This is a genomic window from Burkholderia sp. Ax-1724 (assembly GCF_011752995.1).
GTDB lineage: Bacteria > Pseudomonadota > Gammaproteobacteria > Burkholderiales > Burkholderiaceae > Paraburkholderia.
Genome location: NZ_VWWL01000004.1, coordinates 118,718 through 145,079 on the forward strand (window position 1 = coordinate 118,718; position 26,362 = coordinate 145,079).

The 26,362-nt window shown below is 63.1% G+C and carries 24 protein-coding genes; 12 read left to right on the forward strand and 12 right to left on the reverse strand.

Annotated features, from left to right (window positions below):
• Positions 1-75: 75 nt before the first annotated feature.
• A complete protein-coding gene (locus F3J19_RS06375; RefSeq protein WP_167038924.1) occupies positions 76-1,425 on the reverse strand; it encodes a replication initiation protein in 1,350 nt (449 codons plus the stop codon).
• 456 nt (positions 1,426-1,881) lie between these two features.
• Here F3J19_RS06375 and F3J19_RS06380 point away from each other — a divergent pair, with 456 nt between their 5' ends.
• Together F3J19_RS06380 and F3J19_RS06385 are read left to right on the forward strand one after the other, a co-directional pair.
• Positions 1,882-2,190 (forward strand): hypothetical protein, encoded by a 309-nt coding sequence (locus tag F3J19_RS06380; RefSeq protein WP_167038926.1) that lies wholly within the window; start codon positions 1,882-1,884, stop codon positions 2,188-2,190.
• A 1,178-nt stretch (positions 2,191-3,368) separates the two neighbouring features.
• Positions 3,369-4,595 carry a DNA-binding protein gene (locus tag F3J19_RS06385; RefSeq protein WP_167038928.1) on the forward strand — a complete coding sequence of 409 codons (1,227 nt, stop codon included), beginning with the start codon at positions 3,369-3,371 and terminating at the stop codon, positions 4,593-4,595.
• A 51-nt stretch (positions 4,596-4,646) separates the two neighbouring features.
• Here the strand turns inward: F3J19_RS06385 and F3J19_RS06390 are convergent, their stop codons facing one another.
• The 3 genes from F3J19_RS06390 to F3J19_RS06400 form a co-directional block, all read right to left on the reverse strand.
• Positions 4,647-5,729, reverse strand: a complete 1,083-nt coding sequence (locus F3J19_RS06390; RefSeq protein WP_167038929.1) for a tyrosine-type recombinase/integrase — start codon at positions 5,727-5,729, stop codon at positions 4,647-4,649.
• 121 nt (positions 5,730-5,850) lie between these two features.
• Entirely contained in the window at positions 5,851-6,264 is a 414-nt protein-coding gene (locus F3J19_RS06395) for a DUF2471 family protein (RefSeq protein ID WP_167038931.1), read from the reverse strand.
• Positions 6,265-6,406: 142 nt separating this feature from the next.
• On the reverse strand, positions 6,407-7,057 hold the full coding sequence (locus F3J19_RS06400; protein WP_345891008.1) for an XRE family transcriptional regulator: 651 nt from the start codon (positions 7,055-7,057) through the stop codon (positions 6,407-6,409).
• A gap of 188 nt (positions 7,058-7,245) precedes the next feature.
• On the opposite strand from F3J19_RS06400, the gene F3J19_RS06405 reads away from it, so the two are divergent.
• Positions 7,246-8,460 carry a glycine C-acetyltransferase gene (locus tag F3J19_RS06405; RefSeq protein WP_167038935.1) on the forward strand — a complete coding sequence of 405 codons (1,215 nt, stop codon included), beginning with the start codon at positions 7,246-7,248 and terminating at the stop codon, positions 8,458-8,460.
• 28 nt (positions 8,461-8,488) lie between these two features.
• Positions 8,489-9,520, forward strand: a complete 1,032-nt coding sequence (tdh, locus tag F3J19_RS06410) for an L-threonine 3-dehydrogenase (protein ID WP_167038937.1) — start codon at positions 8,489-8,491, stop codon at positions 9,518-9,520.
• Positions 9,521-9,560: 40 nt separating this feature from the next.
• Here tdh and F3J19_RS06415 read toward each other — a convergent pair whose 3' ends face one another.
• Positions 9,561-10,211 carry a YceI family protein gene (locus tag F3J19_RS06415; protein WP_167038939.1) on the reverse strand — a complete coding sequence of 217 codons (651 nt, stop codon included), beginning with the start codon at positions 10,209-10,211 and terminating at the stop codon, positions 9,561-9,563.
• 129 nt (positions 10,212-10,340) lie between these two features.
• On the opposite strand from F3J19_RS06415, the gene F3J19_RS06420 reads away from it, so the two are divergent.
• From F3J19_RS06420 to F3J19_RS06430, 3 genes are all read left to right on the forward strand, one after another.
• Entirely contained in the window at positions 10,341-11,075 is a 735-nt protein-coding gene (locus F3J19_RS06420; protein WP_167038941.1) for a TetR/AcrR family transcriptional regulator, read from the forward strand.
• Between the two features lie 13 nt (positions 11,076-11,088).
• Positions 11,089-11,568, forward strand: a complete 480-nt coding sequence (locus F3J19_RS06425) for a nuclear transport factor 2 family protein (RefSeq protein WP_167038943.1) — start codon at positions 11,089-11,091, stop codon at positions 11,566-11,568.
• A gap of 243 nt (positions 11,569-11,811) precedes the next feature.
• The gene (locus tag F3J19_RS06430; RefSeq protein WP_167038945.1) at positions 11,812-12,330 is read left to right on the forward strand and encodes a hypothetical protein; all 519 of its coding nucleotides are present in this window, start codon (positions 11,812-11,814) and stop codon (positions 12,328-12,330) included.
• 310 nt (positions 12,331-12,640) lie between these two features.
• Here F3J19_RS06430 and F3J19_RS06435 read toward each other — a convergent pair whose 3' ends face one another.
• Both F3J19_RS06435 and F3J19_RS06440 read right to left on the reverse strand, forming a co-directional pair.
• Complete coding sequence (locus F3J19_RS06435) at positions 12,641-13,840, reverse strand: succinylglutamate desuccinylase/aspartoacylase family protein (RefSeq protein ID WP_167038947.1); 1,200 nt, start codon at positions 13,838-13,840, stop codon at positions 12,641-12,643.
• Between the two features lie 702 nt (positions 13,841-14,542).
• Entirely contained in the window at positions 14,543-15,202 is a 660-nt protein-coding gene (locus F3J19_RS06440; protein ID WP_167038949.1) for a TetR/AcrR family transcriptional regulator, read from the reverse strand.
• A 138-nt stretch (positions 15,203-15,340) separates the two neighbouring features.
• Here F3J19_RS06440 and F3J19_RS06445 point away from each other — a divergent pair, with 138 nt between their 5' ends.
• A complete protein-coding gene (locus tag F3J19_RS06445; protein ID WP_167038951.1) occupies positions 15,341-16,987 on the forward strand; it encodes an acyl-CoA dehydrogenase family protein in 1,647 nt (548 codons plus the stop codon).
• Between the two features lie 95 nt (positions 16,988-17,082).
• Here the strand turns inward: F3J19_RS06445 and F3J19_RS06450 are convergent, their stop codons facing one another.
• The 5 genes from F3J19_RS06450 to F3J19_RS06470 form a co-directional block, all read right to left on the reverse strand.
• Positions 17,083-18,723 carry an NRAMP family divalent metal transporter gene (locus F3J19_RS06450; protein WP_167038953.1) on the reverse strand — a complete coding sequence of 547 codons (1,641 nt, stop codon included), beginning with the start codon at positions 18,721-18,723 and terminating at the stop codon, positions 17,083-17,085.
• A 125-nt stretch (positions 18,724-18,848) separates the two neighbouring features.
• A complete protein-coding gene (locus F3J19_RS06455) occupies positions 18,849-18,998 on the reverse strand; it encodes a hypothetical protein (protein ID WP_167038955.1) in 150 nt (49 codons plus the stop codon).
• An 816-nt stretch (positions 18,999-19,814) separates the two neighbouring features.
• Positions 19,815-20,219 carry a BON domain-containing protein gene (locus F3J19_RS06460; protein ID WP_167038957.1) on the reverse strand — a complete coding sequence of 135 codons (405 nt, stop codon included), beginning with the start codon at positions 20,217-20,219 and terminating at the stop codon, positions 19,815-19,817.
• Between the two features lie 781 nt (positions 20,220-21,000).
• Positions 21,001-21,759, reverse strand: coding sequence for an SDR family oxidoreductase (locus F3J19_RS06465; protein WP_167038959.1), 759 nt, complete (start codon positions 21,757-21,759; stop codon positions 21,001-21,003).
• A 53-nt stretch (positions 21,760-21,812) separates the two neighbouring features.
• A complete protein-coding gene (locus tag F3J19_RS06470; RefSeq protein ID WP_167038961.1) occupies positions 21,813-22,775 on the reverse strand; it encodes a GlxA family transcriptional regulator in 963 nt (320 codons plus the stop codon).
• A gap of 66 nt (positions 22,776-22,841) precedes the next feature.
• On the opposite strand from F3J19_RS06470, the gene F3J19_RS06475 reads away from it, so the two are divergent.
• The 4 genes from F3J19_RS06475 to F3J19_RS06490 all read left to right on the forward strand — a co-directional run bounded on the left by F3J19_RS06475 (position 22,842) and on the right by F3J19_RS06490 (position 26,312).
• Complete coding sequence (locus tag F3J19_RS06475) at positions 22,842-22,982, forward strand: hypothetical protein (RefSeq protein ID WP_167038963.1); 141 nt, start codon at positions 22,842-22,844, stop codon at positions 22,980-22,982.
• A 62-nt stretch (positions 22,983-23,044) separates the two neighbouring features.
• Complete coding sequence (locus tag F3J19_RS06480; RefSeq protein WP_240158773.1) at positions 23,045-24,052, forward strand: LysR family transcriptional regulator; 1,008 nt, start codon at positions 23,045-23,047, stop codon at positions 24,050-24,052.
• Positions 24,053-24,156: 104 nt separating this feature from the next.
• Positions 24,157-25,350 carry a CaiB/BaiF CoA-transferase family protein gene (locus F3J19_RS06485; RefSeq protein ID WP_167038965.1) on the forward strand — a complete coding sequence of 398 codons (1,194 nt, stop codon included), beginning with the start codon at positions 24,157-24,159 and terminating at the stop codon, positions 25,348-25,350.
• Entirely contained in the window at positions 25,347-26,312 is a 966-nt protein-coding gene (locus F3J19_RS06490; RefSeq protein WP_167038967.1) for a hydroxymethylglutaryl-CoA lyase, read from the forward strand. Before F3J19_RS06485 ends, F3J19_RS06490 begins: the two co-directional genes overlap by 4 nt.
• Positions 26,313-26,362 lie beyond the last annotated feature (50 nt).

Here is a 26,362-nt window from a genome sequence, read left to right on the forward strand (position 1 = left end):
CGGACGAGGTGGCCACGCAAATGCGCAGCGCCACCCGCCATTCGCGACGGCCGGTTATCGCGCGGCAGACCCCGCTCAGGCCGCGCGCGACTGGCTCAGCGTAAAGGCAAGCAGATCGCCATCGGTCGGCTCGCCCCAGGTTTTGCGCGAAAGCCAGTCGAAGAACGCCGTTTCGACGATCTTCGAATCCAGCCCACGGCGGCGCCAATCGTCGCGCAGGTGCGAACCGAGCCCCGGCAGTTCCTCCTCCTCGAACGACTGCCGCGCCATATCCCGTTCCGCGTCACCCTGTTCGTTGTATAGCTCGTAGGCCTGCTTGCGGCGATACGCCGAATATTCGCCCAGCAGACGCGCCTTGAGGTCGTCGGCCGGCGTCGCGACGGCTTTACCCACGCCGACAGCGGTCGGCAGCGCCTCGACAGGCGGTGCATAGCCTTTTTTCAACGCATCCTTGAACAGCGCGGGCGCGCTGCGCACCGGCGGCAGCGAAGTACTGCGCATGCGCTGCTCGGTCATCTGCAAAGCCGCGCGGATACGATTTTCCTCGCTGTCCGCATAGAGCGTCTGCGCTTCCTTGAGTGGAATGCCGATCTTCACCATGCGATCGACGAGCGTGCTATCAAACACGTTCGGATGTTCGTCGAGCGCGAGCATCGGCTGCTTGCGCTCGGTCACGCGAAACTGGATTTCGGCGACGCGCCGTCCCTCGCGATGCTCGATCAGCTCGACGAAGATGTTCGTGACCGCATTGACCTCGGCGATGGCCGGACGCAGATAATCGCGCTTGAAATACTTGTACTCGCGCTTCGCTTCGTCGCCGGCTTCCGTGTCCGGTGTGCCCGACAGAATCGGACGCCACCATTCCCACGTCTCGCGCATCGTCAGATGACTCGGGTTGGTCAGATAGCGCACGCAGATCTCGTACAGCGCGAGGCCGGCGCTACTGCGCAACTGGCTCTGGAATTGCAGGCTCAGACGCGCGTACTGAACCGGATCGAGCAGCTTCTTCTTGATCTTCGGCGCGAACGAAAACTCGACCCAGACACGTCGGGTGGTCGGATCTTCGAGAATTTCCGCGTCCGCGATCAGCGTCGAAATACCCCATTTACGGCCGGGCTTCTGACTGGACGTGCCGGTGCTCCATTCGACCTGCACCGACACCATACGGCGCAAGTGTTCCTTGACGAGCGCCGTATCGTTCGAATCGAATGCCGAATTCGCGACGATGTCCGACAGCAGCGCGCGGTACGTGTCGCCCGACTCGTCGGCCTGCTGGGCCACCGCGAGCAGCACGTTGAAGAGCTTGCGGGTCAGCAGCGTGATCTTGCCGCTCTTGGGCTGGATCGCGATCGCCTCGACGGCTTTGCGCAACTCAGCCGAACTCGGGCTGACTACATCGGTCTTTTTCGCGCGCTTCGTGGCCATGCGTCGGGGTGAGAAGGGGGAATTTCGCGTGAGCATACCGGCTGGGGTGATACGCGTCTATAGCGTCCCTCTCACCATTGCCGGTGAAGTGAGTTTACGAAGCGCGGCTCACCTCGAACCACTCCCGAAAACCCTCACCTCAGCCGTCTGCCGCCAGGTTCGGGGTGTCCTTGCAGGTCGCGGCGTTTGCCGATCCGGACAGATTCGCAGTCCATGGAAACGGGGAGTTTTTGATCCCGAACTTCCTCACCTCAAAAAATTGCGGATTTTTTTGAGGCTGCGCGTAAACAAGAGGGATTCGGTGGCGTAACGACCGGGTGGCGAAGTCGCCCCTCCGCAGCTTTGTCACCGGCAGGATCGCGTCCAGCGGCGCAGACCCGACGCTTCAATGGCACCGATGCAAAGAAATGCGCTCAGCCCCCTCTCCAATGCTCTGCTCAAGCAGTCGCTCCCCGTTTGTTCGGCGTTGCGCTCGCAACTTCTCCTTTCACCCAAACGGCTCAAAACAATGGCCAAAGTCCATCGTCAACCGTGGGTTTCCTGCCGTTAACTCAGCCTCTCTTCCGCGATATCCCCGAAAAAGCTCACCTCGACGCCACTGAATCACGTGAGGTGATGCACGCTCAAACCGCGCCAGCACCGACCTGCGCCGAAAAACTCTCCCGAAAAGTCTCACCTTTAGGTATTCCCGAGAGCGACGCGAGGTTGCCACGGAAAGTCCCGAAAAACCTCACCTTTGCCGACGGTCCAAATAATTATCAATGATTTCAGTAGGTTAGAGTAATCCACAAACGTTACCAATCGCCTCGATCTCCCGAAAATTCTCACCTCAAATCACTTTGGGACCTCGAAGGTCTCCCCGCTTACCGGCTCCAATCCTCCTGAAAAACCTCACCCGTGAAATCCAGTCTCCCATGGAGCCGGTGGATCGTAACGGCCATCAGACGGGCATCTCCAGCCGATGAACCCGATTTTTCTCCCGTATTTCCTCACCTTAACGTCCGAAAACCCTCGCAGCACTTCCCGAAAAGCCTCACCTTTAGCGAAATTGTCCGCCTGAGATCGAGCCAAACGCTCACGTCCCGAATCCGCTCACCTTTCCGATCCTCGTGGCCACCAGCCAGTCAACGCCGCGGACAAATCTGGATCACAAAATCCGCTCCTGTCCTGTAAAAGCTCACCTTAGGGCTCCGAATGCTCAAAATTGAGGCAAAAACGACCTGCTGGTCCCGTAAAACCTCACCTTCAATCTGCATTTTCTCCCGACTCATCTCACCAATGGGGTTAACAGCCCAAAAACAACCCAGAAAATCAGTGCTCGCAAGACTCCCGAAAGCGCTCACCGTTGGGCCTGCCGGCCCAGGAAGAGCTTTTCGCGTGTGGCCGGGCGATTCACGGCGCCAGGCTCCCGCAAAACCTCACCTTTCGCCAAACCGCCCGTATACGGCGTTTCCTGAACTCGCTCACGTTCTGTCCCGGACCTTCTCACCAGGCTCCCCGAACCCCATCACTCGAGGTTCCCGCAGAATCTCACCACGTCTCCCGCAAAGCTTCACCTTGTCGGCTTGAAACCCCCGCCAGATAAGGGTTTGCCGAGGCGTTAACGTTTTTAACAAGGGTTCAAAGGTGTTTACTTTTATTACTCTCAAGCTTTTCCACCCCGCGAGCTTCCGAAACACCACGTCCTCAACCCTCTCAACCCGCTAACGCTCGTGAAACAGTGCGCGATCATTGAAAAATCAATAAAAGCTCTTTCTTTACAAGAGCTTATTAGCTATTCTTCGTTTTGTTTCACGGAAATAAAACTGTCACGCAGGTTCAGCAGTGCTTTGCTCCCTCAAAAGCACATCTGTTTACCTCAATCCCCTCGTCACGGATAAATTGGTAGCAAACGCTACGTAAATTGTTATGATTCATCCAATTCGAGCAACATCGAGGTTGATATGAATCTGGATCAGGAACGGCAAACCATTCGGGACGAGCTTGAAGCCATGCGTGCCCAAGGCATGCGCCGGCAGGATCTTTCACTGCACGCCTGCAAGCGGCTCTTTTTCGATCTGGGCATTCGCCCGTCGATGGCTGCGGTTCGCGATCTGACACAAACCGGCAGCGCTAGCGACATTCCAAAAGACATCGATCACTTCTGGGAACGCATCCGCAATGTCTCGCGCGTCAAGGTCGGCGCCGGTGCGATCCCGAAAGCGCTCGAAGAACGTGCCGGCGAACTGCTCGGCGTGCTGTTTGAAGAAGCCGTGGCCGAGGCAAAAGCGGCACTCGATAGCGAACGCGAAGAAATCCATGCGCAAATCGGCGCTGCCGATCTGCGTACCCGCGACGCGGAAATTCGCCGTGACGCAGCCGATGAGGCCGTCAAACGCAGCGAAATGCGAGCCGAAGCCGCTTGGGAACGTGTCCGGGTGCTAGAAACCGAGCTATCGAGCGCGACCACGCACGGCAATATCCATCTCGAGGGATTGCAAGCGACCACGCGGCGACTCGACCAGGAAAACGAGACGCTCCGCCAGCGTCTCGAAACCGAGCAAGCGACGAACGCAACGCTGCGCGACCGGATCGACGCACTACACGTCGAATTGCGGCAAAGCACCGAACACTATGCGCAGCAGATCAAGGACGCGGTTGCCGAGGCCGAGCGACGCGTCAAGCCGATGCTGGTCGAGCTCGATTCGCTGCGCAGCATGGCCGCGACCTATCAATCCGGTGTGCGCGACGCGAGCCGCAAAGAATTCGAGTTCATTCAGCAGATTGCCGCGGCCAAGGCTCGTGGGGACCGGCTCGACGCGCAATTGCGCGAACAGTCGGATGAGGTGGACACGTTGACCAGGGAAGTCGCGATGCTGCGCGGCCAGCAAGGTATCGACCCGGCGATCGCCGCCCTGCTTTGCTCGCTGGTCAACGCCGGCCGGCTCACGAACGAAGAGTTGAGCATGATCGGCACTGCGGCGGACGGTCACGTGACGTTGCCTGCGCGCTGCCCGAAATGCGAGGAAGGTGAGCCGGAGTTGTCGCAGGTCGATCACCGTTTCGAGCTGCTTTGCCCAGAGTGTGAGCATTCCTCGGGCCTCGGCGAATCAAGGCTGGCAGCGGTTAGCCAGTTTCTGTCAGACGCTGCGGCCGCACAGTCCACGCGAGCTGTCGATATCGTGCGATAGCGGATAAAGCGCTAAAGGTGAGGAAATCCGGGAGTCAAGAGGTGAGGACTTTCAGGGTGGGTTTTCTCCCGTTGTATTCGTCAAACGCCCGTCACGCCGAGGTGTCGACAAAGGTGCCGCTGCTGGATCCGGCACATTGGCGGCCGGCGAATCCTGCTGATCCATCCACGTTTGCCACGCGCGATACAGCCGGTTGGCGGACACCGCCTGCACGAAGCCGAGCCACTGACCGACCTGTTCGGCCTCGACCCCGCTTTCGAACAGGTCCGCCGCAAATGTGTTGCGCAAAGTCTGTGGACTCGCGCGCGACGTTCTCGATCCGGCGATTCCCGCAGCATCGACCAGCGCATCGACGGCGCGCAGCATCGTGGCTTTGTGCATCGGCCGCCCGGACGGCGCTGCGGGAAACACGAGATTGCCGGCCAGTTCCGTCAGACGTCGTTCGGCGAGCCACGCGTCGAGAATGGCCGTTGCGAATGGCGCAAGCCGTGTACGTCGCGTCAGCATCAGATTGGCCGACTCGATCGTGACCCACGGCGAACCCGCATTGACGCAACTAACCGTGAGGGATGCCGCCTCGCCGGTCTTCAGTCCACCGCCGAGAAACACGGCAATCAAGGCGCGATCACGCCGTTCTCTCCAGCGTTGCGCCGCCGACAAATCCGGCAATGGCGCAAACAGATGCGCGATCAAGGCGGTTCGCTCGGCATGCGTGAGAAAACCGGTCGGGTCATTATCGCGTGCATTGCGCCACGCAGCTTCGCCATCCTGAGCAATAAAGCGAGCTGGGTTGGTCGAGGCGGATTCGATCTCGCGAACGTGATCGAGTACGCGCTCGATCAGCCTTAAATAGCGGACTCGTTGCGTTTTCCGTATTTCGAGTCCAGCGACAAATTCGGCGATCGCGTGCGAGTCGACCGTGGCCAGGCTTTTTTGCTGCGTACCGAGCCAGTCGAGAAACTGTCCCCACTGTGCCTGATAGACCAACGCGGAAGAACGTCTGAAATGCTGCTTCACTAGCCATGCGTCGAAAGCGATCTGAGGATCGCGACGCCAGTCTTCGCGTTGCTGATCGAAGAGATCGGTCGAAGGCGCGGGACGTGGGACAGGGTCGGACAGATGAGGAGGTGACATCGGTATTCTTTCCGTTAGTTGCGCCTTTTGCTCTGCCTATTGTAGGCGGCAATGGACATCGGATCGGAACGCAAAACACAAACCGGAGCGAAAAGCCGAAGAAAATCAACCTGCTGCCGTATCACCCGCCCCAGGCATGCGCGCGTTTCAGTGTCATATCGCGCGGCACCGGTTGCGTGGCGGCGAGACGTGCTGCTTCCCGCGCCGCGTCTTCGTAGGCGTTAACGGCAAACGCAAACACTGCGGGCAGCGCATTGGACGAGCCGAAATCCACGGTGTCATCGGTTTCGGGATAGGGCAGATCGGATGGCCGCTCGAACAGGCCCAGCATCACGGCATCGTGCCGGCTTGCGAAGCCGAGATCGGCCAACGCCTCGGCTTCGATGGCATGCAGCAGACGCCACGTGAGCGGCACCTGTTTGACGATGTAGCGGGCCGCGATATTGCGCACGATATGTTCGAGATCGCGCGCGGCGGTCTGATAACGCAGCGCGGCCAGAGCTTGATCGGTAGGGTTCGCTTTCAGGTTGTTCATTATCGGCTCCAGTCGACAGATAATACTGTACAAACATACAGTATTGAGCGCAACCTTGGCCGAATGGCCTATTTCACCAACGGCCCGTCATCCGCTTGTCACCGGTCGCCCGATCTGCCGCGCACCGGGCGCGCCCCGCCGCTCAACCGTGAATCACGACCAGCAACGCTTTCGCCTCACCCTTGCCGGCATTGCGAATCGCATGCGGTTCGTCCGCGACATAGCGCGCGGTGTCCGCCACCTTGAGCCGCTTCGTCGCCCCGGCCGCCTCGACTTCGATCGATCCGTTCAGCACGGTCAGATGCTCGCGCGTGCCGGGTTCGTGGGCGTTTGACACGAGCGCTCCGCCCGGCTGCAGCGTCAATTCGTACCACTCGAACTTGCCGGCCAGCTCGATCGGCCCCCACACCCGCAATTGATATTTCGCATCATGGCCGCTCAAGGTCGGAATGTCGTGCGCGCCGGAGACCGCGATCGCTTCCGGCGCCTTCGGCGGCGCAAACAGCGAATCGAGGCTCACACCGAGCGCATTGGTGAGCCGCCACGCGACCGCGATCGTCGGATTGGCCTTGTCGCGCTCGATTTCCGACAGCATCGATTTCGACACGCCCGCCGCGCGCGACAGATCGTCGAGCGTCATGCGCCGCTCGGCGCGCAGCCGCTGAATCTGCTCGCCGACGCGCGGCGGTGCAGCATTGACCGGCGCCGCCGTCGTGCCCGCGGCGGACGCTGTTTGGGCCGTTGCCTTGCGCGCGGTGCGGCGGATACCCGAACTTGCCATTTCCTGACCTATCGTTTAGAGTTGTTCGATATACCGGATTTTAGTTCGAAAAAACGAAAATATCCGATAAAGCTGACAGCCGACTATAACAGGCCGCCTCGCTGCTGCACACGCCGTCGATGCGGACTATGCTGATGTCAAGCGCCGACGTTCAGCGCAGCGAGTCAGGTCGTCTCCTTCATCTCTCCGGAGTCTCGTTCATGCGTGACCAATGTGACCAGTACCTTGCCCATCTGCGCGGCACCCTCGCGCAGATCCGCGCCGATGGCTTTTACAAGAGCGAACGCGTGATCGCGAGTCCGCAATCGGCTGACGTGCGTCTTGCCGACGGCACGGACGTGCTGAATTTTTGCGCGAACAATTACCTCGGCCTCGCCGGCGACGCGCGGCTCATCGACGCCGCGAAAGCAGGGCTCGACAAGGACGGCTTCGGTATGGCGTCGGTGCGTTTCATCTGCGGCACGCAGACCGTGCACAAGCAACTCGAGGAAGCGCTCGCCGCGTTCCTGCAAACCGACGACTGCATTCTCTATTCGAGCTGTTTCGACGCGAACGGCGGCCTGTTCGAAACGCTGCTCGACGAAAACGACGCGATCATCAGCGACGAGCTGAATCACGCGAGCATCATCGACGGCGTGCGGCTGTCGAAGGCGAAGCGCTTTCGCTACAGGAACAACGATCTCGCCGATCTCGAAGCGCGCCTGAAGGAAGCCGACGCCGCCGGCGCGCGCTTCAAGCTGATCGCGACCGACGGCGTGTTCTCGATGGACGGCATCATCGCGAATCTCGCGGGCATCTGCGATCTCGCGGACCAATACGGCGCGCTCGTGATGGTCGACGACTCGCACGCGGTCGGCTTCATTGGCGAACACGGGCGCGGCACGCCCGAGCATGGCGGAGTGATGGCGCGCGTCGACATCATCACCGGCACGCTCGGCAAGGCGCTCGGCGGCGCATCGGGCGGCTACGTCGCCGCGCGCAAGGAGATCGTCGAATTGCTGCGGCAGCGCTCGCGTCCCTACCTGTTCTCGAACACGCTAACGCCGAGCATCGCTGCCGCTTCGCTGAAAGTGCTCGAACTGCTCGCGAGCGACGAAGGCGCGCGATTGCGCGCACGCGTGCGCGAAAACGGCGCGCATTTCCGCGGCAAGATGAGCGCGCTCGGCTTCACGCTCGTACCGGGCGAACATCCGATCATTCCGGTGATGCTCGGCGACGCGCAACTCGCGGGGAAGATGGCCGACGCGCTGCTGAAGGAAGGCGTCTACGTGATCGGCTTTTCGTTTCCGGTCGTGCCGCGCGGCCGCGCGCGCATTCGCACGCAGATGAGCGCCGCGCATACGCCCGAACAGATCGATCGCGCCGTCGAGGCGTTCGCGCGCGTCGGCCGCGAACTTGGCGTGATCCCGGCCTAGTCGCCGCGCGATTCGAACGGAGACGCAAATGAAAGCATTGGCAAAACTCGAACGCGCACCGGGCCTCACGCTCACGGACGTGAAGAAGCCGGAAGTCGGCCATAACGACGTGATGATTCGCATCACGCGCACCGCGATTTGCGGCACCGACATTCATATCTGGAAGTGGGACGACTGGGCGCAAAAGACGATTCCCGTGCCGATGCACGTCGGCCATGAGTACGTGGGCGAAATCGTCGAGATGGGGCAGGAAGTGCGCGGCTTTGCGATCGGCGATCGCGTGTCGGGAGAAGGGCACATTACGTGCGGCTTCTGCCGCAACTGTCGCGCGGGGCGCCGTCACTTGTGCCGCAATACGGTCGGCGTCGGCGTGAATCGCGAGGGCGCGTTCGCCGAGTATCTGGTGATTCCGGCCTTCAACGCATTCAAGATTCCGCCGGAAATTTCCGACGATCTCGCCGCGATCTTCGATCCGTTCGGCAATGCAACGCACACGGCGCTGTCGTTCAATCTCGTCGGCGAAGACGTGCTGATTACCGGCGCGGGGCCGATCGGCATCATGGCGGTCGCGATTGCGAGGCACGTCGGCGCGCGCAACGTCGTGATTACCGACGTCAACGACTATCGCCTCGAACTTGCGCGCAAGATGGGCGCGACGCGCGCGGTGAACGTGTCGCGCGAATCGCTGCGCGACGTGATGCACGATCTGCATATGACAGAAGGCTTCGACGTCGGCCTCGAAATGTCGGGCGTGCCGAGCGCCTTCACGGGCATGCTCGAAGCGATGAACCACGGCGGCAAGATCGCGTTGCTCGGCATTCCGCCCGCGCAAACTGCGATCGACTGGACCCAGGTGATCTTCAAGGGCCTCGAAATCAAGGGCATTTATGGGCGCGAGATGTTCGAGACCTGGTACAAGATGGTCGCGATGCTGCAAAGCGGCCTCGATCTGTCGCCGATCCTCACGCACCATTTCAAGGTCGACGATTATCAGCAGGCCTTCGCGACGATGCTCTCCGGCGAGAGCGGCAAGGTGATTCTCGACTGGACCGCCGCCTGAGCGAGCACGGCGCAGTTCGATTGACCGACGCCCGCGGCGCTTACGCGCCTGCGGGCGTTTTCACGAATTCGGCCTGAATGCGCACGTGAATGTCGTCGCCGACGGCCGGATACCACGTCGCCAAACCGAACTTCGCGCGGCTGAAATGGCCGTCGGCGGAAAAGCCGAGCGTGTCTTTCTTCGTCAGCGGATCGGGTGCGAAGCCGTTGAACGTAACGTCGAGCGTCACCGGCTGTGTGACGCCGCGTATCGTCAGATTGCCGCTCAGCGTGCCGCGCGCGTCCCCTGTGCGCTCGAAACGCGTGCTCGCGAAGCGAATCTCCGGATAGCGCGATACGTCGAGCATGCTGTCGCTCTTCACCATCCTGTCGAGCAGCGGCACGTTCGTGTCGATGCTCGCGGCGTCGATCGTGACCGATGCCGTGCTGCGTTCGAGGCCGCCCTCGTTCCAGTCGAGTTGCCCCTGCTTGCGATCGAAGCGCATCGTAAAGCGCGAGTATTTGAAGTGATCGACGTCGAACGTGATGCTCGTGTGATCCGGGTCGATGTCGTAGCGGCCGACCGGCACGCGCGCTTCGTTCCGGCTGACCGAATGCGTGAGCACCTGCACCGGCGTGCAGGCCATCGCAGTGAGCAGCGTGACGCCGAGCAGCGCCCGCATCCATGCGGTGCGAACAGAAGAGGAGTTCATCGAAGCCGTTCCGGTTGAGCGATCTTCGTCACGATAGCAGCAAGCGCAGCCTGCGCGCGGAAACTCCATAACGATCGCACAGGGTCGGAAAAACTTGACGAAGGAGAATGATCGTTCTACCTTTCGTCCATGACACGCGAAACCCTTAGCGACCCGACACCGACCGGCCAGGCGCGCGAGCGTCTGCTCGACGCGGCCGAAGCGCTGATTTACGCCGGCGGCATCCACGCAACCGGCGTCGACGCGATCGTGCGGCAATCCGGCACCGCGCGCAAAAGCTTCTACACGCATTTCGAATCGAAAGATGCGCTCGTGGCGGCTGCGCTCGAACGGCGCGACGAACGCTGGATGAACTGGTTTATCGCCGGCACGCAGCGGCGCGGCAAGACTGCGCGCAAACGCCTGCTCGGCATGTTCGACGTGCTGCGCGAATGGTTTGCTTCGGCAGATTTTCATGGCTGCGCGTTTCTGAACGCGGCCGGCGAGATCGCTTCCGCCGACGACCCGATCCGGATCGTCGCGCGCCAACACAAGGAGCGTCTGCTCGATTTCGTGCGGACCGAGTGCGCGGCGTTCTCGGCGGAATCGGCTATGGATACGCGCCGCGTTGCGCGTCTCGCGAGGCAGTGGCTCGTTCTGCTCGACGGCGCGATCGCGGTCGCGCTCGTGAGCGGCGAGGCAGACGCCGCGCTCGATGCGCAGACGGCCGCGAAAACCTTGCTCGATGCGCAAGCGGGTTTTGCCGCGAAGCCGGCGGCGAACACAGCAGTGAAATCGGAAGCAAAGCCGCCAGCAAAGCCGGCCGCGAAATCAGCACACGCTCCCCCAACCCAACGACCGCCATCCCGGCGCACCGCTACCTGAATGAGGAACCCTCATGGCCGATACGACCGAAACCCGCCCGCCGCTGCCGCCGTTCACGCGCGACACCGCGATCCAGAAAGTGCGCGCCGCGGAAGATGCCTGGAACACCCGCGAGCCCGAACGCGTCTCGCTGGCCTATACGACGGATAGCATCTGGCGCAATCGCGCCGAATTCGTTCATGGGCGCGCGGAGATCGTCGGCTTTCTGCGCCGCAAGTGGGAGCGCGAACTCGACTATCGCCTGATCAAGGAGCTGTGGGCGTTCACCGACAATCGCATTGCGGTGCGCTTCGCGTATGAATGGCACGACGATTCGAACAACTGGTTTCGCTCGTACGGCAACGAGAACTGGGCGTTCAACGAGCATGGCCTGATGGCGCGTCGCCATGCGAGCATCAACGATCTGCCGATTCGCGAGGCCGATCGCCTGTATCGCTGGCCGCTCGGGCGCCGTCCCGACGATCATCCGGGCCTGTCGGACCTCGGTCTGTAAGCGTCTCGCCAGCGTTCATCGCCGACGGCGCGTTCGCCACGCGCCGCGGATTCACCGCTTTGCCATCGGTTCTCCGTTATCGTTGCGGTTTTGGCTGCGGGCGCGTGCTGTGCCCGCAGTCGAGTAGATCCTCAAGCAGGTCCTCAACATCGCCCGCGCGGGTTGAGGTACAGTGCGCGACGGGCGGCAAACAGACCGTCGGAACATCGATGACCCCGGCGCTCGACCGGTGGCGGAGAAGACATGCACTTTCGGCAGATGAACAAAAATATCCGGCGCATCGCCGTGGCACTCGTGACGAGCCTGGCGGCGGCCACCGCCGCGCATGCGAGCAGTTGGTGCGAGGGGGGCATATGGGCCGACGCGATGCTCGGCTCGTATCACATCGATCCCGATCCCGGCACCGATTTCGAGCAGTTCAACCCCGGCCTCGGTGTCGAATGCTGGCTGAACAACCAGTGGGCGCTGACGATAGGCGGCTTTCGCAACTCGCTGCGCCGGCCGTCCTACTATGGCGGCGGCGTCTGGGCGCCCGAGTTCGCGCACTGGGGCATCGTGCGGCTCGCGGCGATCGGCGGGATCATCTCGGGCTACAACTACGGCAACTGGGGGCTCGGCCGCAATCACACGATCGGGCCGGTGGTCGCGCCGATCGTGATGGTCGAATACAAGCGCGTCGGCGCGAACTTCATCGTGGTGCCGCCGATCCCTTCGGACCATCTACCGTTTACGATTGGATTTCAGGTGAAGTTCAAGTTTTGAGCGGGAGATAACCGGAACGTGTTCCGGTTATCCGTGGGCGCAGCCAGCCATTGGCAAAGGTGAGGTTTTTCGGGAGCGTGACGTAAGCTGGACGGCGAGCCAAGGGGTCAATGGCCCGACAACCTGCTTTCCGGTGTGGATGCAACTCCTGGAAATCCTCACCATTCTGAAAAATGCGCTCGGTTCGGTATCGCCATCTCCTGGAATTCCTCACCATCCTGGAAGAACTCACCTTGAGCGGCGAGTTCACCCATCCCCTGGAAATCCTCACCATTCGCGACTCAGGCGCGCCGGTCCACTTCGACTCGCGTTACTCGGAATAATCCTCGGGATTCTCCCGCCCCGCACTCTGATAGAGCACCATCACGAGAGGAATGCCGGGTTCCGCCGTCGCATCCGTACGATACCCCGTCACTTCGCCGGCGACCCCGCTCGTATACTCCGCGACCACTTCGCCGAACGTGTTGCGCTGGATCGCCACCTTCTGCCCGGCCGTGACCTTCTCGTTCAGCTTGACCAGCAGTTCGACGAAGCCGCCGTGCGTCGTGAGGACCGTGTGCGCGCTATTGCCGACGAAGATGCCGACGTCGCGGCCGGTCTTCCCGATCGGGCCCGGCACGACGCCATAGCGCTTGAGCACGTTCATCGTGCCTTCGACAAACTGCGGAATCATGTTGAGGTCGATGATGCGCGCGGCGCCGATCTCCGGCGTGATCGCGGGAATGCCCACGTCGATCAGCGCGTTCGCAAGCAGCGTGGGATACGCGGGGTTGTCGAAGATCTGCGTGATCGGAAACAGCTCGGCCATCGCGCGCGCTTCCGGCAACTCCATCCGCGCGAGATTGAACGAGGTCAGGTCCATACCGGTCGTGCCGGTGTGAAAGTCGATCGCGTAGTCGGCGTTCGGCCGCAGCAGGCGGTTGAATAGCAGTCCCGCGTGCCGGCTCGGCGCACTCGCGCCATTCTCGTTGCCCGGCCATTCGCGGTTGATGTCGATGAGATCGATGCCTCGCCCCGAGTTCGGCCATCTGCGTTCCATCGCTTCGAGCGCGGGGCGCGACACGTCCAGCACCGCGAGCACCGTGCCCGACATCTGGGCCGGATCGAGCTGGCTCACGACGCTTTGTATCGTATGCACGGGGCTGATCTCATCGCCATGCACGCCGCTCACGAGCACCACGCGCTTGCCCGGTTTCGCACCACGCACGACGATTACCGACACGTACCAGTGCTGGCCCGTCGGCATCTGCACGCCCTGAAAATAGAACATATGCTTCGCGCCGCTCGGCAGGTCGTTGACGTCGAGCGAGCTGATGACCTTCTTGCCGTCTATCACGTCGCCGGTGTAGACCGTGCCCCGGTGCGCGCCCGTCCCGGCGGCCGGCGCATTCGCGTTCTGCGCGTACGCGGTGCCGGCCTGCGCGACGAGCGCGGACGATGCGCCGACCAGCGCAATGGCCGTCTTCATGAAGTTGCGTCGATCGACACCGTCTTTTGATTCGTTCTGCATGGCGAAGGATCCTTATGTTGTGTGCAGGCGTGGCCTGTTCTGATCGCAACGAATTCAACCGCGCTGATGCTGGCCGTTCTTTTCCTCGTGTTCGCGGAAGATCATGACGCCGGCGACACTGATCGCGCTGCAGCCCATCACGTACCATGCGGGCGCATAGAAGCTGCCCGATCAGCGCCATAGACCGAGCACGATGAGTTGTGCGAAACCACCGAAGAGCGTCACGTCCATAGCATAGATGACCCCGAGCGATGTTGCACGTACGTCGGGGCTGAAGGCCCTCAAAATAGGAACAAATGCGGCGGGACTGGAGAGCGTCATTAATCCGACCAGCAATGCGACGATACTGGTGATCAGTTAGGTCGACGGAAATTTGTGAATTGTGTGAAATGCCAGCGGCAGCAGCACGCAGGTGTCGATCGACGTCACGTACACGAGTGTCTTGTGGTTTTGTACGCGATTGATCAGGAGTCCAGTGAAAGTCGATCCGACCTTCCGGCTCGACATGGCGCGTCACAAGATTGCGACATTGCGCCTCGTGGAGTCGTTTCCCGACACGACCGTATCGACGGTGGTGCACGGCGATCGTCCTTTGACGTCGGCGGCGCAGCGCGTTCTATCCTGTTTCGAAGACGGGTGCGGCAGTTCGCGCACGAACGCGACAGGCGCTGATGCATTGATGCGCACGCCAGGGCGGAGCCGTCAGAACTCGAAGCGATAAAGCCGATAGGCGCGCGGCGCGATCAGCGAAAGATACCCATGCACGGCGGTGCGCAGCAAACGACGCAGCGCTGCCACGTCGTGAGGAGCCGGGCGCGTCATCAGCGCCTGCGAGACGAGACCGTAGATTGTCGCGTGTACCGCGAACGCGGCATCTTCCGTCGGCGCATCGGCGGGCCAGTCGGGTGCCGAGGCAAGCAGGCCGGCCCATAGCCGCACGAACTCCGCGTAAAGCTTGCGGTAGGCATCGATGCCGGAAACCCGGCGTTCGAGCTGAAAGAGCGTCGACCACTGTTCGGGTTCCGCGAGCGGCGCGCGAATCTGCGCGTTTAGCAGGGCATCGGCTCGCGCGGGCAATGCTTCGTCGCGCGTGGCCGGAATGCATTCGCTCATTTCGATGGCGATCCGCTTGATGCGCAGATGAATGCACACCGCCGCGAGTGCTTCCTTGCTGGCGAAATATTCATAGAAGCTGCCGATACCGACGCCGGCCGCCGTCGTCACCTGGCGGATCGATACCTTGTCGTAGCCGTGCTCGACCAGAAGCTGAACAAAGGCCTGCTGAATCGCCTCGGCCGTGGCGAGCGCGCGCGATTGCGCGGGCTTGCGGCGCGTGGTTTTGACGGGGAGCGGTTCCTTCATGTCGGCGAATCCGAACACTCGCGCCGAAGCGCGTCCCTATACTGGGTAACCAGAAAAAAGCCCGCGCGGCAAGCGTACAGGTTCGTCGATGACGGATCGACCTTGGACCGATCGGGGCACCTTGAAAAGGAGCCGCTCATGAACTGGAACACCCATGAGGTGACGAATGTCGTGCCGGAGTTGGCCGATTATAACCTCTACACCACGGACCTCGCGCTGCGCGAAGCGGTGCAACGCGCGGGTGCGCAGGCGCACGAATCCGAACTGAGCGACTACGGCGAGCGGCTCGGCAGCGCGCAAACGCTGCGCATGGCCGAGGACGCGAATCACTTCAAACCCGAACTTCACACCTTCGATCGCCAGGGACACCGCATCGATCGCGTCGAGTTTCATCCCGCGTGGCATGGCCTGATGAAGATGCTGCGCGAACAGAATCTCGTCTCGCAACCGTTCTCCGATACGCGGCCCGGCGCATGGGCCGCATACGCGGCCGGCTTTTCGATGCACGGACAGATCGAGGCCGGCTCGCAGTGCCCGACCTCGATGACCTTCGCGAGCATCCCCGTGTTGCGCCAGGAGCCCGAGTTGTTCGAGCAGTTGATGCCGAAACTCTATTCGCGCAGCTACGACGCGCGCGATCTGCCACTCGAACAGAAGACGTCGATGCTGGTCGGCATGGGCATGACCGAGAAGCAGGGCGGCTCCGACGTGCGCGCGAATACTACGCACGCCGTGCCGGTGCGTGGCGAGGGGCGAGGCGGCGAATACGAGATCGTCGGTCATAAATGGTTCATGTCCGCGCCGATGTGCGATGCGCATCTCGTGACCGCGCGCACCGAAAACGGCCTGTCGTGCTTCTTCGTGCCGCGCTACCGGCCGGACGGCAGCAAGAACGCCGTGCAGATCCAGCGTCTGAAGGACAAGGTCGGCAACCGCTCCAATTCGAGCAGCGAAGTGGAATTCCTCGGCGCGTGGGGGCGCATGATCGGCGAGGAAGGGCGCGGTATTCCGACCATTATCGAAATGGCGTCCTATACGCGGTTGAACTGCGTGATGGGCAGCGCGGGTACGATCCGCCAGGCCGTGGTGCAGGCGATTCACTATGCGCGCGAGCGTCACGCGTTCGGCAAGCGCCTCGCGGAACAGCCGCTGATGCGCAACGTGCTGGCCGACATGGCGCTCGAAAGCGAAGCCGCGACGCAGCTGATGATGCGCCTCACGCAGGCGTTTGCGCTCGCGGACCATGATCCGCTGCAGCACGCCTATAAACGGATCGTGACGCCCGCTGCGAAATTCTGGGTGGCCAAACGCAGCATCGAACTGTCGGCCGAAGCGATGGAAGTGTTCGGCGGCAACGGCTACATGGACGAAAGCCCGATGGGCCGGCTTTATCGCGAGGCGCCCGTGATCTCGATCTGGGAAGGATCGGGCAGCGTGATGGCGCTCGACATGCTGCGCGCGATCAGCCGCGATCCCGCCGCGCTAGCCGCGTTGATCGACGATATCCGGCCGATCTGCCACTGCGAGGCGCGCCTGCGCCCGCATATCGAGGCGCTGGCCGGCGCAGCTGGTGCGGGGACCGCGATGCACGAAGCGGCCGCGCGCCGCGAAGCGCAGCGCCTGATTCTGCTCGTGCAGGCGTGCCTGCTGCGCGAGCACGCGCCCGCCTACGTCGCGGACGCGTTCATCGCAAGCCGCTTCGACGCGCAGTGGGGCCGCGTGTTTGGCACGTTGCCGGAACATGGGCAACAGGCGCGGATCGTCGAGCGGGCATGGCCTGTGTGACTGCGTTTCCGCGTGCTGGCGATGATGCGCAACACGGCTCCCGTAAATCCTCACCGTTAGCGCATCTCCTGGAACTACTCACCATTCGCGCGGCTTCACAGCGCCATCTGCACGACCTTCACGATGACGAGGCCGATCGCGAGCAGCAGATAAGCGCGCAGCACGCCCATCCACATGCGCTTCGCCAGCGTCAGATTCGGCGGCGGCAATTCGTCGAGCGCTGGCATGCGCCAGGCGTTGCGCGCCTCTTTCGAATAGACCGGCGACGGTTCGGCCGCGGGCTCGCCGCGCAGCTTGCGGATGCCGAGCGCCGCGCCATAACCGGTCACGGCGAGCAGCGTGCCGCCCACGAGCATTTCGATAATCGTTTTGCCGGCCATGTCCGGATAGATCACCGATGCGGTCAGGATGATTGACAGCATCACGAGTACCCAGACGACAGCGCCCGTAAACAGATTCAGCTTTTTCGAATTGGCCCACGGACCGAGCACCGCGCGGTCGTTGCAAAGCAGCAGCAGGAACACGGTCGCGCTCGGCAGCAGCACGCCGGCCAGCGTTTGCACCGCTTCGGTCAGAAGACCGAGCGGGCTGCCCGGAATCAGCACGAGCGCCGCGGCCGCCGCGACGATAACGAAGTACACGAGATAGAAGCCCTTCGCGTCCGAGACGCTGCGATGCAGCGAGTGACGGATCTTGAACACGTCGCCGATCGCATAGGCGGTGGATAGCGACACGGCCGCCGCGCCGATCACGCATGCGTCGAACAACGCGATCGCAAACAGCACCGCCGAGGTGCGTCCCGCGTATTTTTCGAGTCCCGCGATGACGCCGCCCGCATCGGTGAAGTTGCCGAATTCGGGCCGGCCGTCGAACAGCGCGGCGCTGAACGAAATCATCGCCACCGCGCCGATCAGCACGAACACGATACCGATCCACAGGTCGGCCTTTTCGTAGTTCATGAAGCGCGGCGTGATGCGTTTGTCGATCACGTAACTCTGCTGGAAGAACAATTGCCATGGCGCGACCGTCGTGCCGACGATGCCGATCACGAGCAGCATCACGTCGGAGAGCTTCGAGTGGGCGGGCCAGTTCGGAATGAAGAAGTCACGCGCCATCTGGCTGACGGGCGGATGAATCGACACGAGCACCGGCACGAGCAGCAGGCTCAACACGCACAGCACGACCGCGAAGCGTTCGAAGCGGCGGAAGTCGCCCGTGCTGACGGCGGCCATCGTGAGGGCCGCGGCGATGCACACGCCCGCGATCTTCGAGACGCCGAAGAAGTCGAGCACGAACGTGATGCCGATAAACTCGGTCACGATGGTCAGCGCGTTGAGAATGAACAGATCGACGACGCTGAACGCCCCCCAGAACTTGCCGAAGCGCTCGAAGATGAGGCGCGCATGGCCGACGCCGGTGACCGCGCCGAGGCGTAGCACCATCTCCTGATTGACGTAGAGCACGGGTACGAGCAGCAGCATGGTCCACAGCAGCGTCGTGCCGTAGTTCTGACCTGCCTGGGTATAGGTGCCGAAGGCGCCGGCATCGTTGTCGCCGACCATCACGATGAGCCCCGGACCGAGGATCGCGAGCAGCGTGCGCACGCGCGCCCACCAGTTGGTGCGTGGCGCGACGTCATGATGCGCGATCGTGCCGAGCGCGCCCTTGATGTCGCCGACGTGCGCCGAATCGAGTACGGCGCTGCGGGCGGAGGAAAGGTTGGTGGGCGTGGACATGACGTTCTTCCCTGGTTGTGTTTATAGACGGCGACATGCGTGCTCCGGCATACGCAAGGACATGGGCAGCGTGCGAGTCGAGTGCTGGCTGAGCCGCTTGCGTATGACGGAAGAATCGCGAAACGCTACGAAAGATGAAGAACGCGTGCTTTCAGACGGCGCCAGAACGGCACGAAAGCATGTGTTTCGCGGACGTGCAGCATGAGCAGGCTGTCGTAATGGACGCGCGACTCCTGTACGTGCGGGAGCCGCGAGAGAAGGAGGCCGAATTGCATGATATTTCTCCGTGCGTTGCATGCAACGCGCTGGACGGAAAGCCAGCAGACACGGAGGCCGCGCGTATCGACGCGGCGGTGGCGGTCTACTCGCTTTCCTCAGTTAAAAGAAGCGGTAAGCGGCATAAGGGATAACTGTCACTGTCTGTCATGGCGGCTCCTTGCTGGCTGGTTTCTCTCTGCCATCGCGGCGCGCATTCGGGACGCGCGCCCGCGACAGGCGTGTTTATTCTCGCGTCCGTGCGCGTTCCGTCGAACTGACGAAACGCGTGCGAACACGCACGCGAGCCTGATGCTCGCGATACAAAGCCGCGTCAGCGTATGGACGCGATCAGACGCGTCGATCCGTATGGCGCGGATATAACATTAACCAGGGTGCACGGGGAGTTGCTGCGACGCGCACCGTCTGCCTGCTGGCAAGACGGCGGCTAGGAAAGGAAGCGCGGACGTCCTGCCGTTCAGGCAGCGAATCTGTTCGAAAGTCGACTACTGCAGGTGTCCAAGGCACGAGCCTCACTAGTGAATATTCCTGAATTCTAGGGGGCGTATTTGGGCAAGGTCAATCGGTTTCTTAAGCAGAGCAGAAAAAAGTGTGCTGCGAGCAACGCAGTGCTTTCGGATTGAAAGACCGGATGAGAACCGGAGGATTTCAGCGAGGCGGATCGTGCCAGCGTTGACCGATGCGAAGGAAGGCGGCTGCGCGATTGACGCGGAAGGGACAAAGCAGAGGGAGTCAGGCAGAGGAAGTAAAGCGGAGACATTCGGCGCTCACGAAGGCGGCATCGGTTTCATCCGACCGATGCCGTCTCGTTCGACTCAATGACCCGAGCCGCGCCTCGTTCGCACGGTCAGTCGGTTCGACACCGCTCTCACGCCTTGAACCGATCTTGCGGCGCTGCCGGCCCGTTCGATCTGCGAGCGCTGCGGCACCGAGCCGGTCAATGTCACGAAGGCATGACGCGACTCGACGTGAATGCTCGCCGAATTTAATCCTGGTGTGCGCGTGAAGGCGCGGCGAACGTCGCGGACCAACTGGGTATCCGATCTGTTTCGACGTGGAGCTGGAGCCGCCACCCCCGGCCGGCTTTGCATCGGCATGTTTTGCGCCGACATGTCGCCCGGTGTGCCGCCGGGCGTTTGCGCGTTCGCATAGGTCACGCAAGTCGCGAAGGCCATCGCGAACATCGCGCCGAGTATTCTGCTCGCGCCGTTTGTTTTCATTCTTCCTCCTTTGCCGGTTTGTCAGGAACTGCTGTTCGAGCCGCATGCTGTCAATGGGGAAGAGGCGGCGCCACGCGCTGCCGCCTCGAGACGAGTGTTCGACCGTCTCGTCCGATTATATGCCGCGACGACTGTGCGAATAAGGCATCGACGGGGGGGTTATGCGGCCGTGCCGGTTGCCCTGCTCGCGGCGCGATCCGCGCTGCATGACCGACAGGTGAGAAGATTCGGGAGCTGGCGCGGTGAGAATCGGCGCACCTGTACGCGCACTGCAAATCTGGAGGTGAGGGTTTTCGGGGAACGTCCGCGCATGGTTCCCAGCCAGCGCTCGAACCCGCCGAATACACGAATAAACCGCACGGCAAGATGATTCCGGCAGCACACGTATCGCGGCTGTCACGCTCAAAGGTGAGGATATTCAGGAGCCGAGTGATACGAAGCGGCTATGCATGCCTTGCAAATGCGTAATCCGCTCGGGAAAAACAGCCTGTGCTAAGGCGCGTGCGTCACGTAACCCGTTGAATGTCCAGGCGATATTGCCTCGGCCTTTATCAAAGGTGAGGGTTTTCGGGAATGGCGTATGCCGTGCGTGGCGCACTGGCCGTGAGCCTGCATTTATCCCGCTACGGCCCTCAAGGTGAGCGTTTTCGGGAGCAACGGCGGGGACTATTTGCGTCGATCCGCTGCTGCTCCGTGCTAAAGGTGAGAATTTTCGGGAGCGTCGATGCTGCCGATTGCTGCCCGTTACTGCCGAGTGCGGCCATGGCAACCGCTGCACCGACTACGCCTGCTTCACGATCTCGCGAATATCCGCGACCGGCGTTTGACCGAATGCATCGCTGAGCGCGTAGTCGATCAACTGCGTCGCGCATTGCTCGGGCGTCGACAGTTGGCCGTTGCGTTTGAGGTCTTCGAAACGCGCGCGCATCGGGAACTGTTCTTCGCCGCTGCCGCGAATCTGCGCCTGCATGTCCGTATCGATCACGCCCGGCGCGAGACTGCAGATGCGCAGCGCGCGGTTCGCGTCGAGTGCAACGGCGCGCGCGTGATGATCGAGCGCGGCCTTCGTCGCGCAGTAGATGCTCCAGCCCGGATACGCATTGCGCGCCGCGCCGCTCGAAATATGCACGATGCGCCGGTCGCTCGCCTCGACGGCCGCGGCGGCGAGCGCGCTCGCGAGCATCAGCGGCGTGGCGATGTTGAGGTTCACCGCGTCCGCGATGCTGGCCGGGTCCTGTCCTTCGATCGGACCGATCGGCTGCACCATGCCCGCGTTATTGATGAGCAGCACCGTTTGCGCGCCGCTCGCGAAGCGGCGCAATGCGTCGGTGGCGAGCCATTGCGCGACGCGCGCGGGGTCGGCCAGCGGCAGTTCGATCTCTTCGAGCTGCGCGGCGAATCGCGCTTTCAGCGCGGCGTGCCGCGAGCGCGACAGACCCAGCACCGCGACGCCGCGCGCGAGCAGTTGTTCGGCGAGCGCCGCGCCGAGGCCGCGCGTATGGCCGGTGACGATCGCGCGAATCGGAGAAGAGGAAGTCATGTCGTTCCTTGTGATCGTTGGCTTGCAGAGTCGCCGATTTTCTCACGTCGCCTTCACGACGAACGGAAACGCTCGCGATACTGCATCGGGGTTACGCCAAGCCGCTTCGCAAACACGATGCGCATGCGGTCGGCGGTGCCGAAGCCGCAATCGTAGGCGATCGCCTTGAGTGCCGCGCCGCTGCTTTCGAGCAGTTTGCGCGCGGCATCGACGCGCGCGCGTTCGACGAATTCATGCGGCGTCACGCCGGTTTCCTGCACGAACACGCGCGCGAAGTTGCGCGCGCTCATGCCGGCGACGTCGGCGAGCTGCCTGACCGTAAAGCTCTCGCGGATGCGCGCCATCACGTGCGCCTGGACTTTCGCGGCGGGCGAGGTGTCGTCGGCGGGCGCGGTCAGGTAGGGGCTGAATTGCGACTGGCCGCCCTGGCGCTGCGCGAATACGACGAGCCGCTTGGCGACCGCGAGCGCCGTGTGCGGACCGTGATCCTCGGCCACCAGCGCGAGCGACAGGTCGATGCCGGCCGTCACGCCCGCCGACGTCACGAGCGGTCCGTCGCGCAGATAGATGCGATCGAAGTCGACATGCGCGCGCGGAAACCGCGCGGCCAGTTGCGCCGCATGCTGCCAGTGCGTCGTGACGTTGCGCGCGTCGAGCAGCCCTGCGTGACCGAGCGCGAAGGCACCGGTGCAGATCGAGCCGTAGTGCCCGCAGCGTGTCGCGACGTTCGCGAGCCAGTCGAGCAGCCGCGTGTCGGGCACGTCGTTGTCGGGCAGCGCGGGACCGCCCGCGACCAGCGCGAGATCGAACGGCTCGCGCGCCTCATCGAACGTCGCATCGGCGCTCAGCGTCATGCCGTTCGACGCGCGCAGCGGCGCGGCATCGGCGGCCAGCAGCTTCACTTCGTAATGCTCGCGCGGCGCGATGAAGCGGTTCGCTTCGGAAAACACGTCGACGGGGCCGGCGACGTCGAGCGCCTGCACGCCGGGGAAGATCGCGATCGCGACGGTGGGCATCGAAAGACTTCCTGGGTGGATGAACGGAATCCGCGCGCGGCGGCAGGCCAGCATAGCAAACGCGCCTTGACGCTGCACCGCGCGCCGCGTTCATTCCCCTTCCTGCCGTACGTCGGCGCGAGGTTGCACGGCATGGGGTTCGTCGCGCCCTATGGCAGCAAGCACGAGCGCTTCGAAGCGGACGGCGCAAACGCGGCAGTGCGATAAAGTTCGATAGACTGTATGGCGTCATCTTCGAGCGGGACGAATCGCATTCCCCGCGCCGCGCCATGGTCATCAAAAACCTTCTCCGCAAGCTCGATCTCACCACGCTTCAGCTGTTCCTTGCCGTCTTCGAGGAAGGCACGCTCACGCGAGCCGCCGAGCGCGAGGCGATTGCCGTGTCGGCCGCGAGCAAGCGTCTGCTCGAACTCGAACAAGCGGTCGGCGCGACGCTGTTTCAGCGCAACGCGCGCGGCATGACGTTGACGCCGGCCGGCGAAACGCTGCTGCATCACGCGCGCCGCGTGATGCGCGACATCGAGAACATCGGCATCGAACTGGCCGGTCATGCGAGCGGCGTGCGCGGCTACGTGCGGATGATGGCGAACCTGTCGGCGATCGTCGAATTTCTGCCCGAGGACCTGCGCGCGTTCCAGTTGCAGCACGAGCGCGTCAAGCTCGATCTCGAGGAGCGGCCGAGCGGCGGCGTCGTCAAGGCCGTCGACGACAGCCTCGCCGATCTCGGCATCTGTTCCGGCGACGCCGACACGCGCGAGCTGCACGTCGAGCACTACCGGCGCGATTCGCTCGTGATCGTGATGCGCGACGATCATTCGCTCGCCTCGCGCGCGAGCATCGGCTTCGCCGAAACGCTCGACGGCGATCACGTCGGTCTGCATTCCGCGAGTTCGATCAACGCGCGCACGCACCTCGCCGCGCACCAGGCCGGCAAGCCGCTGCGGCTACGCATCCACGTGCCGGGTTTCGACGCGGTGTGCCGGATGGTGCAGGCCGGCATGGGCGTCGGCGTGCTGCCGCGCAAGGTGTGTCAGCTGATGGGCCGGCCGCTCGGCCTCGTCGGCGTGCCGCTTGAAGACGACTGGGCCGAGCGCAGCCTCGTGATCGTGGCGCGCGACCTCGAGGCGCTTTCGCCGGTGGGCCGGCTGCTGTTCGATCATCTGCGCACAGTCGAAGCGTTGGAAGAGGCGGGCGATTCCGCGACCGCCGGCGCATCGGGCGCATCCGCGACGCCTGCCGCCACCGTCACCACCCCGCCCGCCAAACGCCGCCGCTGAGCGTTCGTCGTTCGCGAACGGTCCTTGGCGAATTGCGGTTGGACCCACCGCCGCACCGCTTCTAAGCTGTCTCCCAACACCAAACCAACTCCGGAGACTGCACCATGGCTGGACCCCTTCAGGGTATTCGCGTCGTCGAGATCGGAACGCTCATTGCCGCGCCGTTTGCCGCGCGCCTCATGGCCGAGTTCGGCGCCGAAGTCATCAAGATCGAAGCGCCCCAAACCGGCGATCCCCTTCGCAAATGGCGCAAGCTCCATGAAGGCACCTCGCTCTGGTGGTATCTGCAGTCGCGCAACAAGAAATCCGTCTGCGTGAATCTGAAATCGGCCGATGGCATCGAGGTCGTCAAGCGCCTCGCCGCCGATGCCGACGTCGTAATCGAAAACCTGCGCCCCGGCGCGCTCGAAAAGCTCGGCCTCGGCTGGGACGTGCTGCACGCGCTCAATCCGAAACTGACGATGGTGCGCATCTCCGGCTACGGCCAGTCCGGCCCGTATCGCGACCGGCCGGGCTTCGGCGCGATCGGCGAGGCGATGGGCGGCATCCGCTACACGACCGGCGAAGTGGACGGCGCGCCGGCGCGCGTCGGCGTGAGTCTCGGCGACTCGCTCGCGTCGCTGCACGGCGTGATCGGCGCGCTGATGTCGCTGCTGCGCGTGAAGACGGGACAGGGCGAAGGCCAGGTGGTCGACGTGTCGCTCGTCGAGAGCGTGTTCAATCTGATGGAAAGCCTCGTGCCCGAATACGACCTGCTCGGCCACGTGCGCGAGCGCAGCGGCGGCGCGCTGCCGGGCATCGCGCCGTCGAACACGTATCGCACGCAAGACGACGGCTATGTCGTGATCGCGGGCAACAGCGATCCGATCTTCAAGCGCCTCATGCATCTGATCGGCCGCGCCGATCTCGCCGACGATCCCGCGCTCGCCTACAACGACGGCCGCGCGAAGCAGGCCGCGATGCTCGATCAGGCGATTACCGCATGGACCTCGCAGCACACGACCGAAGACGTGCTGGCCGCGCTCGAACGCGCCGAAGTGCCGTCGGGGCGCATCTATTCGGTGGCCGACATCGTGGCCGATCCGCACTACCAGGCGCGCGAGATGCTGCTGCAGGCGCAATTGCCGGGCGGCGCGTCGGTAAAGATGCCGGGCATCGTGCCGAAGCTCTCGGACACTCCGGGCGAAGTGCGCTGGCAAGGTCCCGCGCTCGGCGAGCATACCGGCAGCGTGCTGAGCGACCTCGGCTTTGAAAACGACGACATCGAGCGGCTGCGCCGCGAAGGAGCCGTGCAATGAGCGCCGCCATCTACTCCACTGCCGACACTGCCTCGCTCGACACACTGATCGTGCAGGAAGTCGCGCCGCGCGACGGTCTGCAGATCGAGCCCACCTGGGTCGACACGCCGGACAAGATCGCGCTGATCAACGCGCTTTCCACATGTGGCTTCACGCGCATCGAGGGAGGCTCGTTCGTCTCGCCGAAAGCGATTCCGGCGCTGCGCGACGGCGAGGCCGTATTCCAGCAGATCGAGCGACAGCCCGGCGTGATCTACGTCGCGCTGATTCCGAACCTGAAGGGCGCCGAGCGCGCGCTGTCCGCGCGCGCCGACGAGCTGAACCTCGTCATGTCGGCGAGTCAGACCCACAACCGCGCGAACATGCGCATGAGCTGCGAGTCGTCGCTCGCCGCGTTCGGCGACATCGTGCGCCACGTCAAGGGCTCGGGCGTGCTGCTCAACGCGACGGTGGCGACCGCGTTCGGCTGTCCGTTCGAAGGCCGCATCGACGAAGACCGCGTGGTCGGCATCGTCGATACGTATCGCGAGATGGGCATCGAAGGCATCACGCTCGCCGACACGACCGGCATGGCGAATCCGCGCCAGGTCGCGCGGCTCGTCGCGCGCGTGCTCGAACGCGTGCCGGCCTCGGCGCTCACGCTGCATTTTCACAACACGCGCGGCTTGGGCCTCACCAACGTGCTGGCCGCCTACGAAGCCGGCGCGCGCCGTTTCGACGCCGCGCTCGGCGGCCTCGGCGGCTGTCCGTTCGCGCCGGGCGCGTCCGGCAACATCTGCACGGAAGACCTCGTCAACCTGTGCGACGAAGTGGGGATTCCGACCGGGATCGATCTGGAGAAGCTGCTGGTGCTGTCGCGCGGCTTGCCGGCGCTGCTCGGCCACGACGTGCCGGGGCAACTCGCCAAGGCGGGCCGCAATTGCGACCTGCATCCGGTGCCCGAATATGTGCGGCAGATCTGACCGGCCACACGGCAACCATCATCGACCATCAACCATCAAGCGACCGGACG

Excerpts from the sequence above, each read along its gene's own strand:
- F3J19_RS06460 (WP_167038957.1), bottom strand. The coding sequence starts at position 20,219 with ATGAAAACAAACGGCGCGAGCAGAATACTCGGCGCGATGTTCGCGATG.
- F3J19_RS06470 (WP_167038961.1), bottom strand. The coding sequence starts at position 22,775 with ATGCCCACCGTCGCGATCGCGATCTTCCCCGGCGTGCAGGCGCTCGAC.
- F3J19_RS06480 (WP_240158773.1), top strand. The coding sequence starts at position 23,045 with ATGGTCATCAAAAACCTTCTCCGCAAGCTCGATCTCACCACGCTTCAG.
- F3J19_RS06390 (WP_167038929.1), bottom strand. The coding sequence starts at position 5,729 with ATGTCACCTCCTCATCTGTCCGACCCTGTCCCACGTCCCGCGCCTTCG.
- F3J19_RS06375 (WP_167038924.1), bottom strand. The coding sequence starts at position 1,425 with ATGGCCACGAAGCGCGCGAAAAAGACCGATGTAGTCAGCCCGAGTTCG.
- F3J19_RS06420 (WP_167038941.1), top strand. The coding sequence starts at position 10,341 with ATGACACGCGAAACCCTTAGCGACCCGACACCGACCGGCCAGGCGCGC.
- tdh (WP_167038937.1), top strand. The coding sequence starts at position 8,489 with ATGAAAGCATTGGCAAAACTCGAACGCGCACCGGGCCTCACGCTCACG.
- F3J19_RS06465 (WP_167038959.1), bottom strand. The coding sequence starts at position 21,759 with ATGACTTCCTCTTCTCCGATTCGCGCGATCGTCACCGGCCATACGCGC.
- F3J19_RS06440 (WP_167038949.1), bottom strand. The coding sequence starts at position 15,202 with ATGAAGGAACCGCTCCCCGTCAAAACCACGCGCCGCAAGCCCGCGCAA.
- F3J19_RS06485 (WP_167038965.1), top strand. The coding sequence starts at position 24,157 with ATGGCTGGACCCCTTCAGGGTATTCGCGTCGTCGAGATCGGAACGCTC.
- F3J19_RS06425 (WP_167038943.1), top strand. The coding sequence starts at position 11,089 with ATGGCCGATACGACCGAAACCCGCCCGCCGCTGCCGCCGTTCACGCGC.
- F3J19_RS06435 (WP_167038947.1), bottom strand. The coding sequence starts at position 13,840 with ATGCAGAACGAATCAAAAGACGGTGTCGATCGACGCAACTTCATGAAG.
- F3J19_RS06490 (WP_167038967.1), top strand. The coding sequence starts at position 25,347 with ATGAGCGCCGCCATCTACTCCACTGCCGACACTGCCTCGCTCGACACA.
- F3J19_RS06405 (WP_167038935.1), top strand. The coding sequence starts at position 7,246 with ATGCGTGACCAATGTGACCAGTACCTTGCCCATCTGCGCGGCACCCTC.
- F3J19_RS06450 (WP_167038953.1), bottom strand. The coding sequence starts at position 18,723 with ATGTCCACGCCCACCAACCTTTCCTCCGCCCGCAGCGCCGTACTCGAT.
- F3J19_RS06455 (WP_167038955.1), bottom strand. The coding sequence starts at position 18,998 with ATGCAATTCGGCCTCCTTCTCTCGCGGCTCCCGCACGTACAGGAGTCG.
- F3J19_RS06385 (WP_167038928.1), top strand. The coding sequence starts at position 3,369 with ATGAATCTGGATCAGGAACGGCAAACCATTCGGGACGAGCTTGAAGCC.
- F3J19_RS06415 (WP_167038939.1), bottom strand. The coding sequence starts at position 10,211 with ATGAACTCCTCTTCTGTTCGCACCGCATGGATGCGGGCGCTGCTCGGC.
- F3J19_RS06445 (WP_167038951.1), top strand. The coding sequence starts at position 15,341 with ATGAACTGGAACACCCATGAGGTGACGAATGTCGTGCCGGAGTTGGCC.
- F3J19_RS06430 (WP_167038945.1), top strand. The coding sequence starts at position 11,812 with ATGCACTTTCGGCAGATGAACAAAAATATCCGGCGCATCGCCGTGGCA.
- F3J19_RS06395 (WP_167038931.1), bottom strand. The coding sequence starts at position 6,264 with ATGAACAACCTGAAAGCGAACCCTACCGATCAAGCTCTGGCCGCGCTG.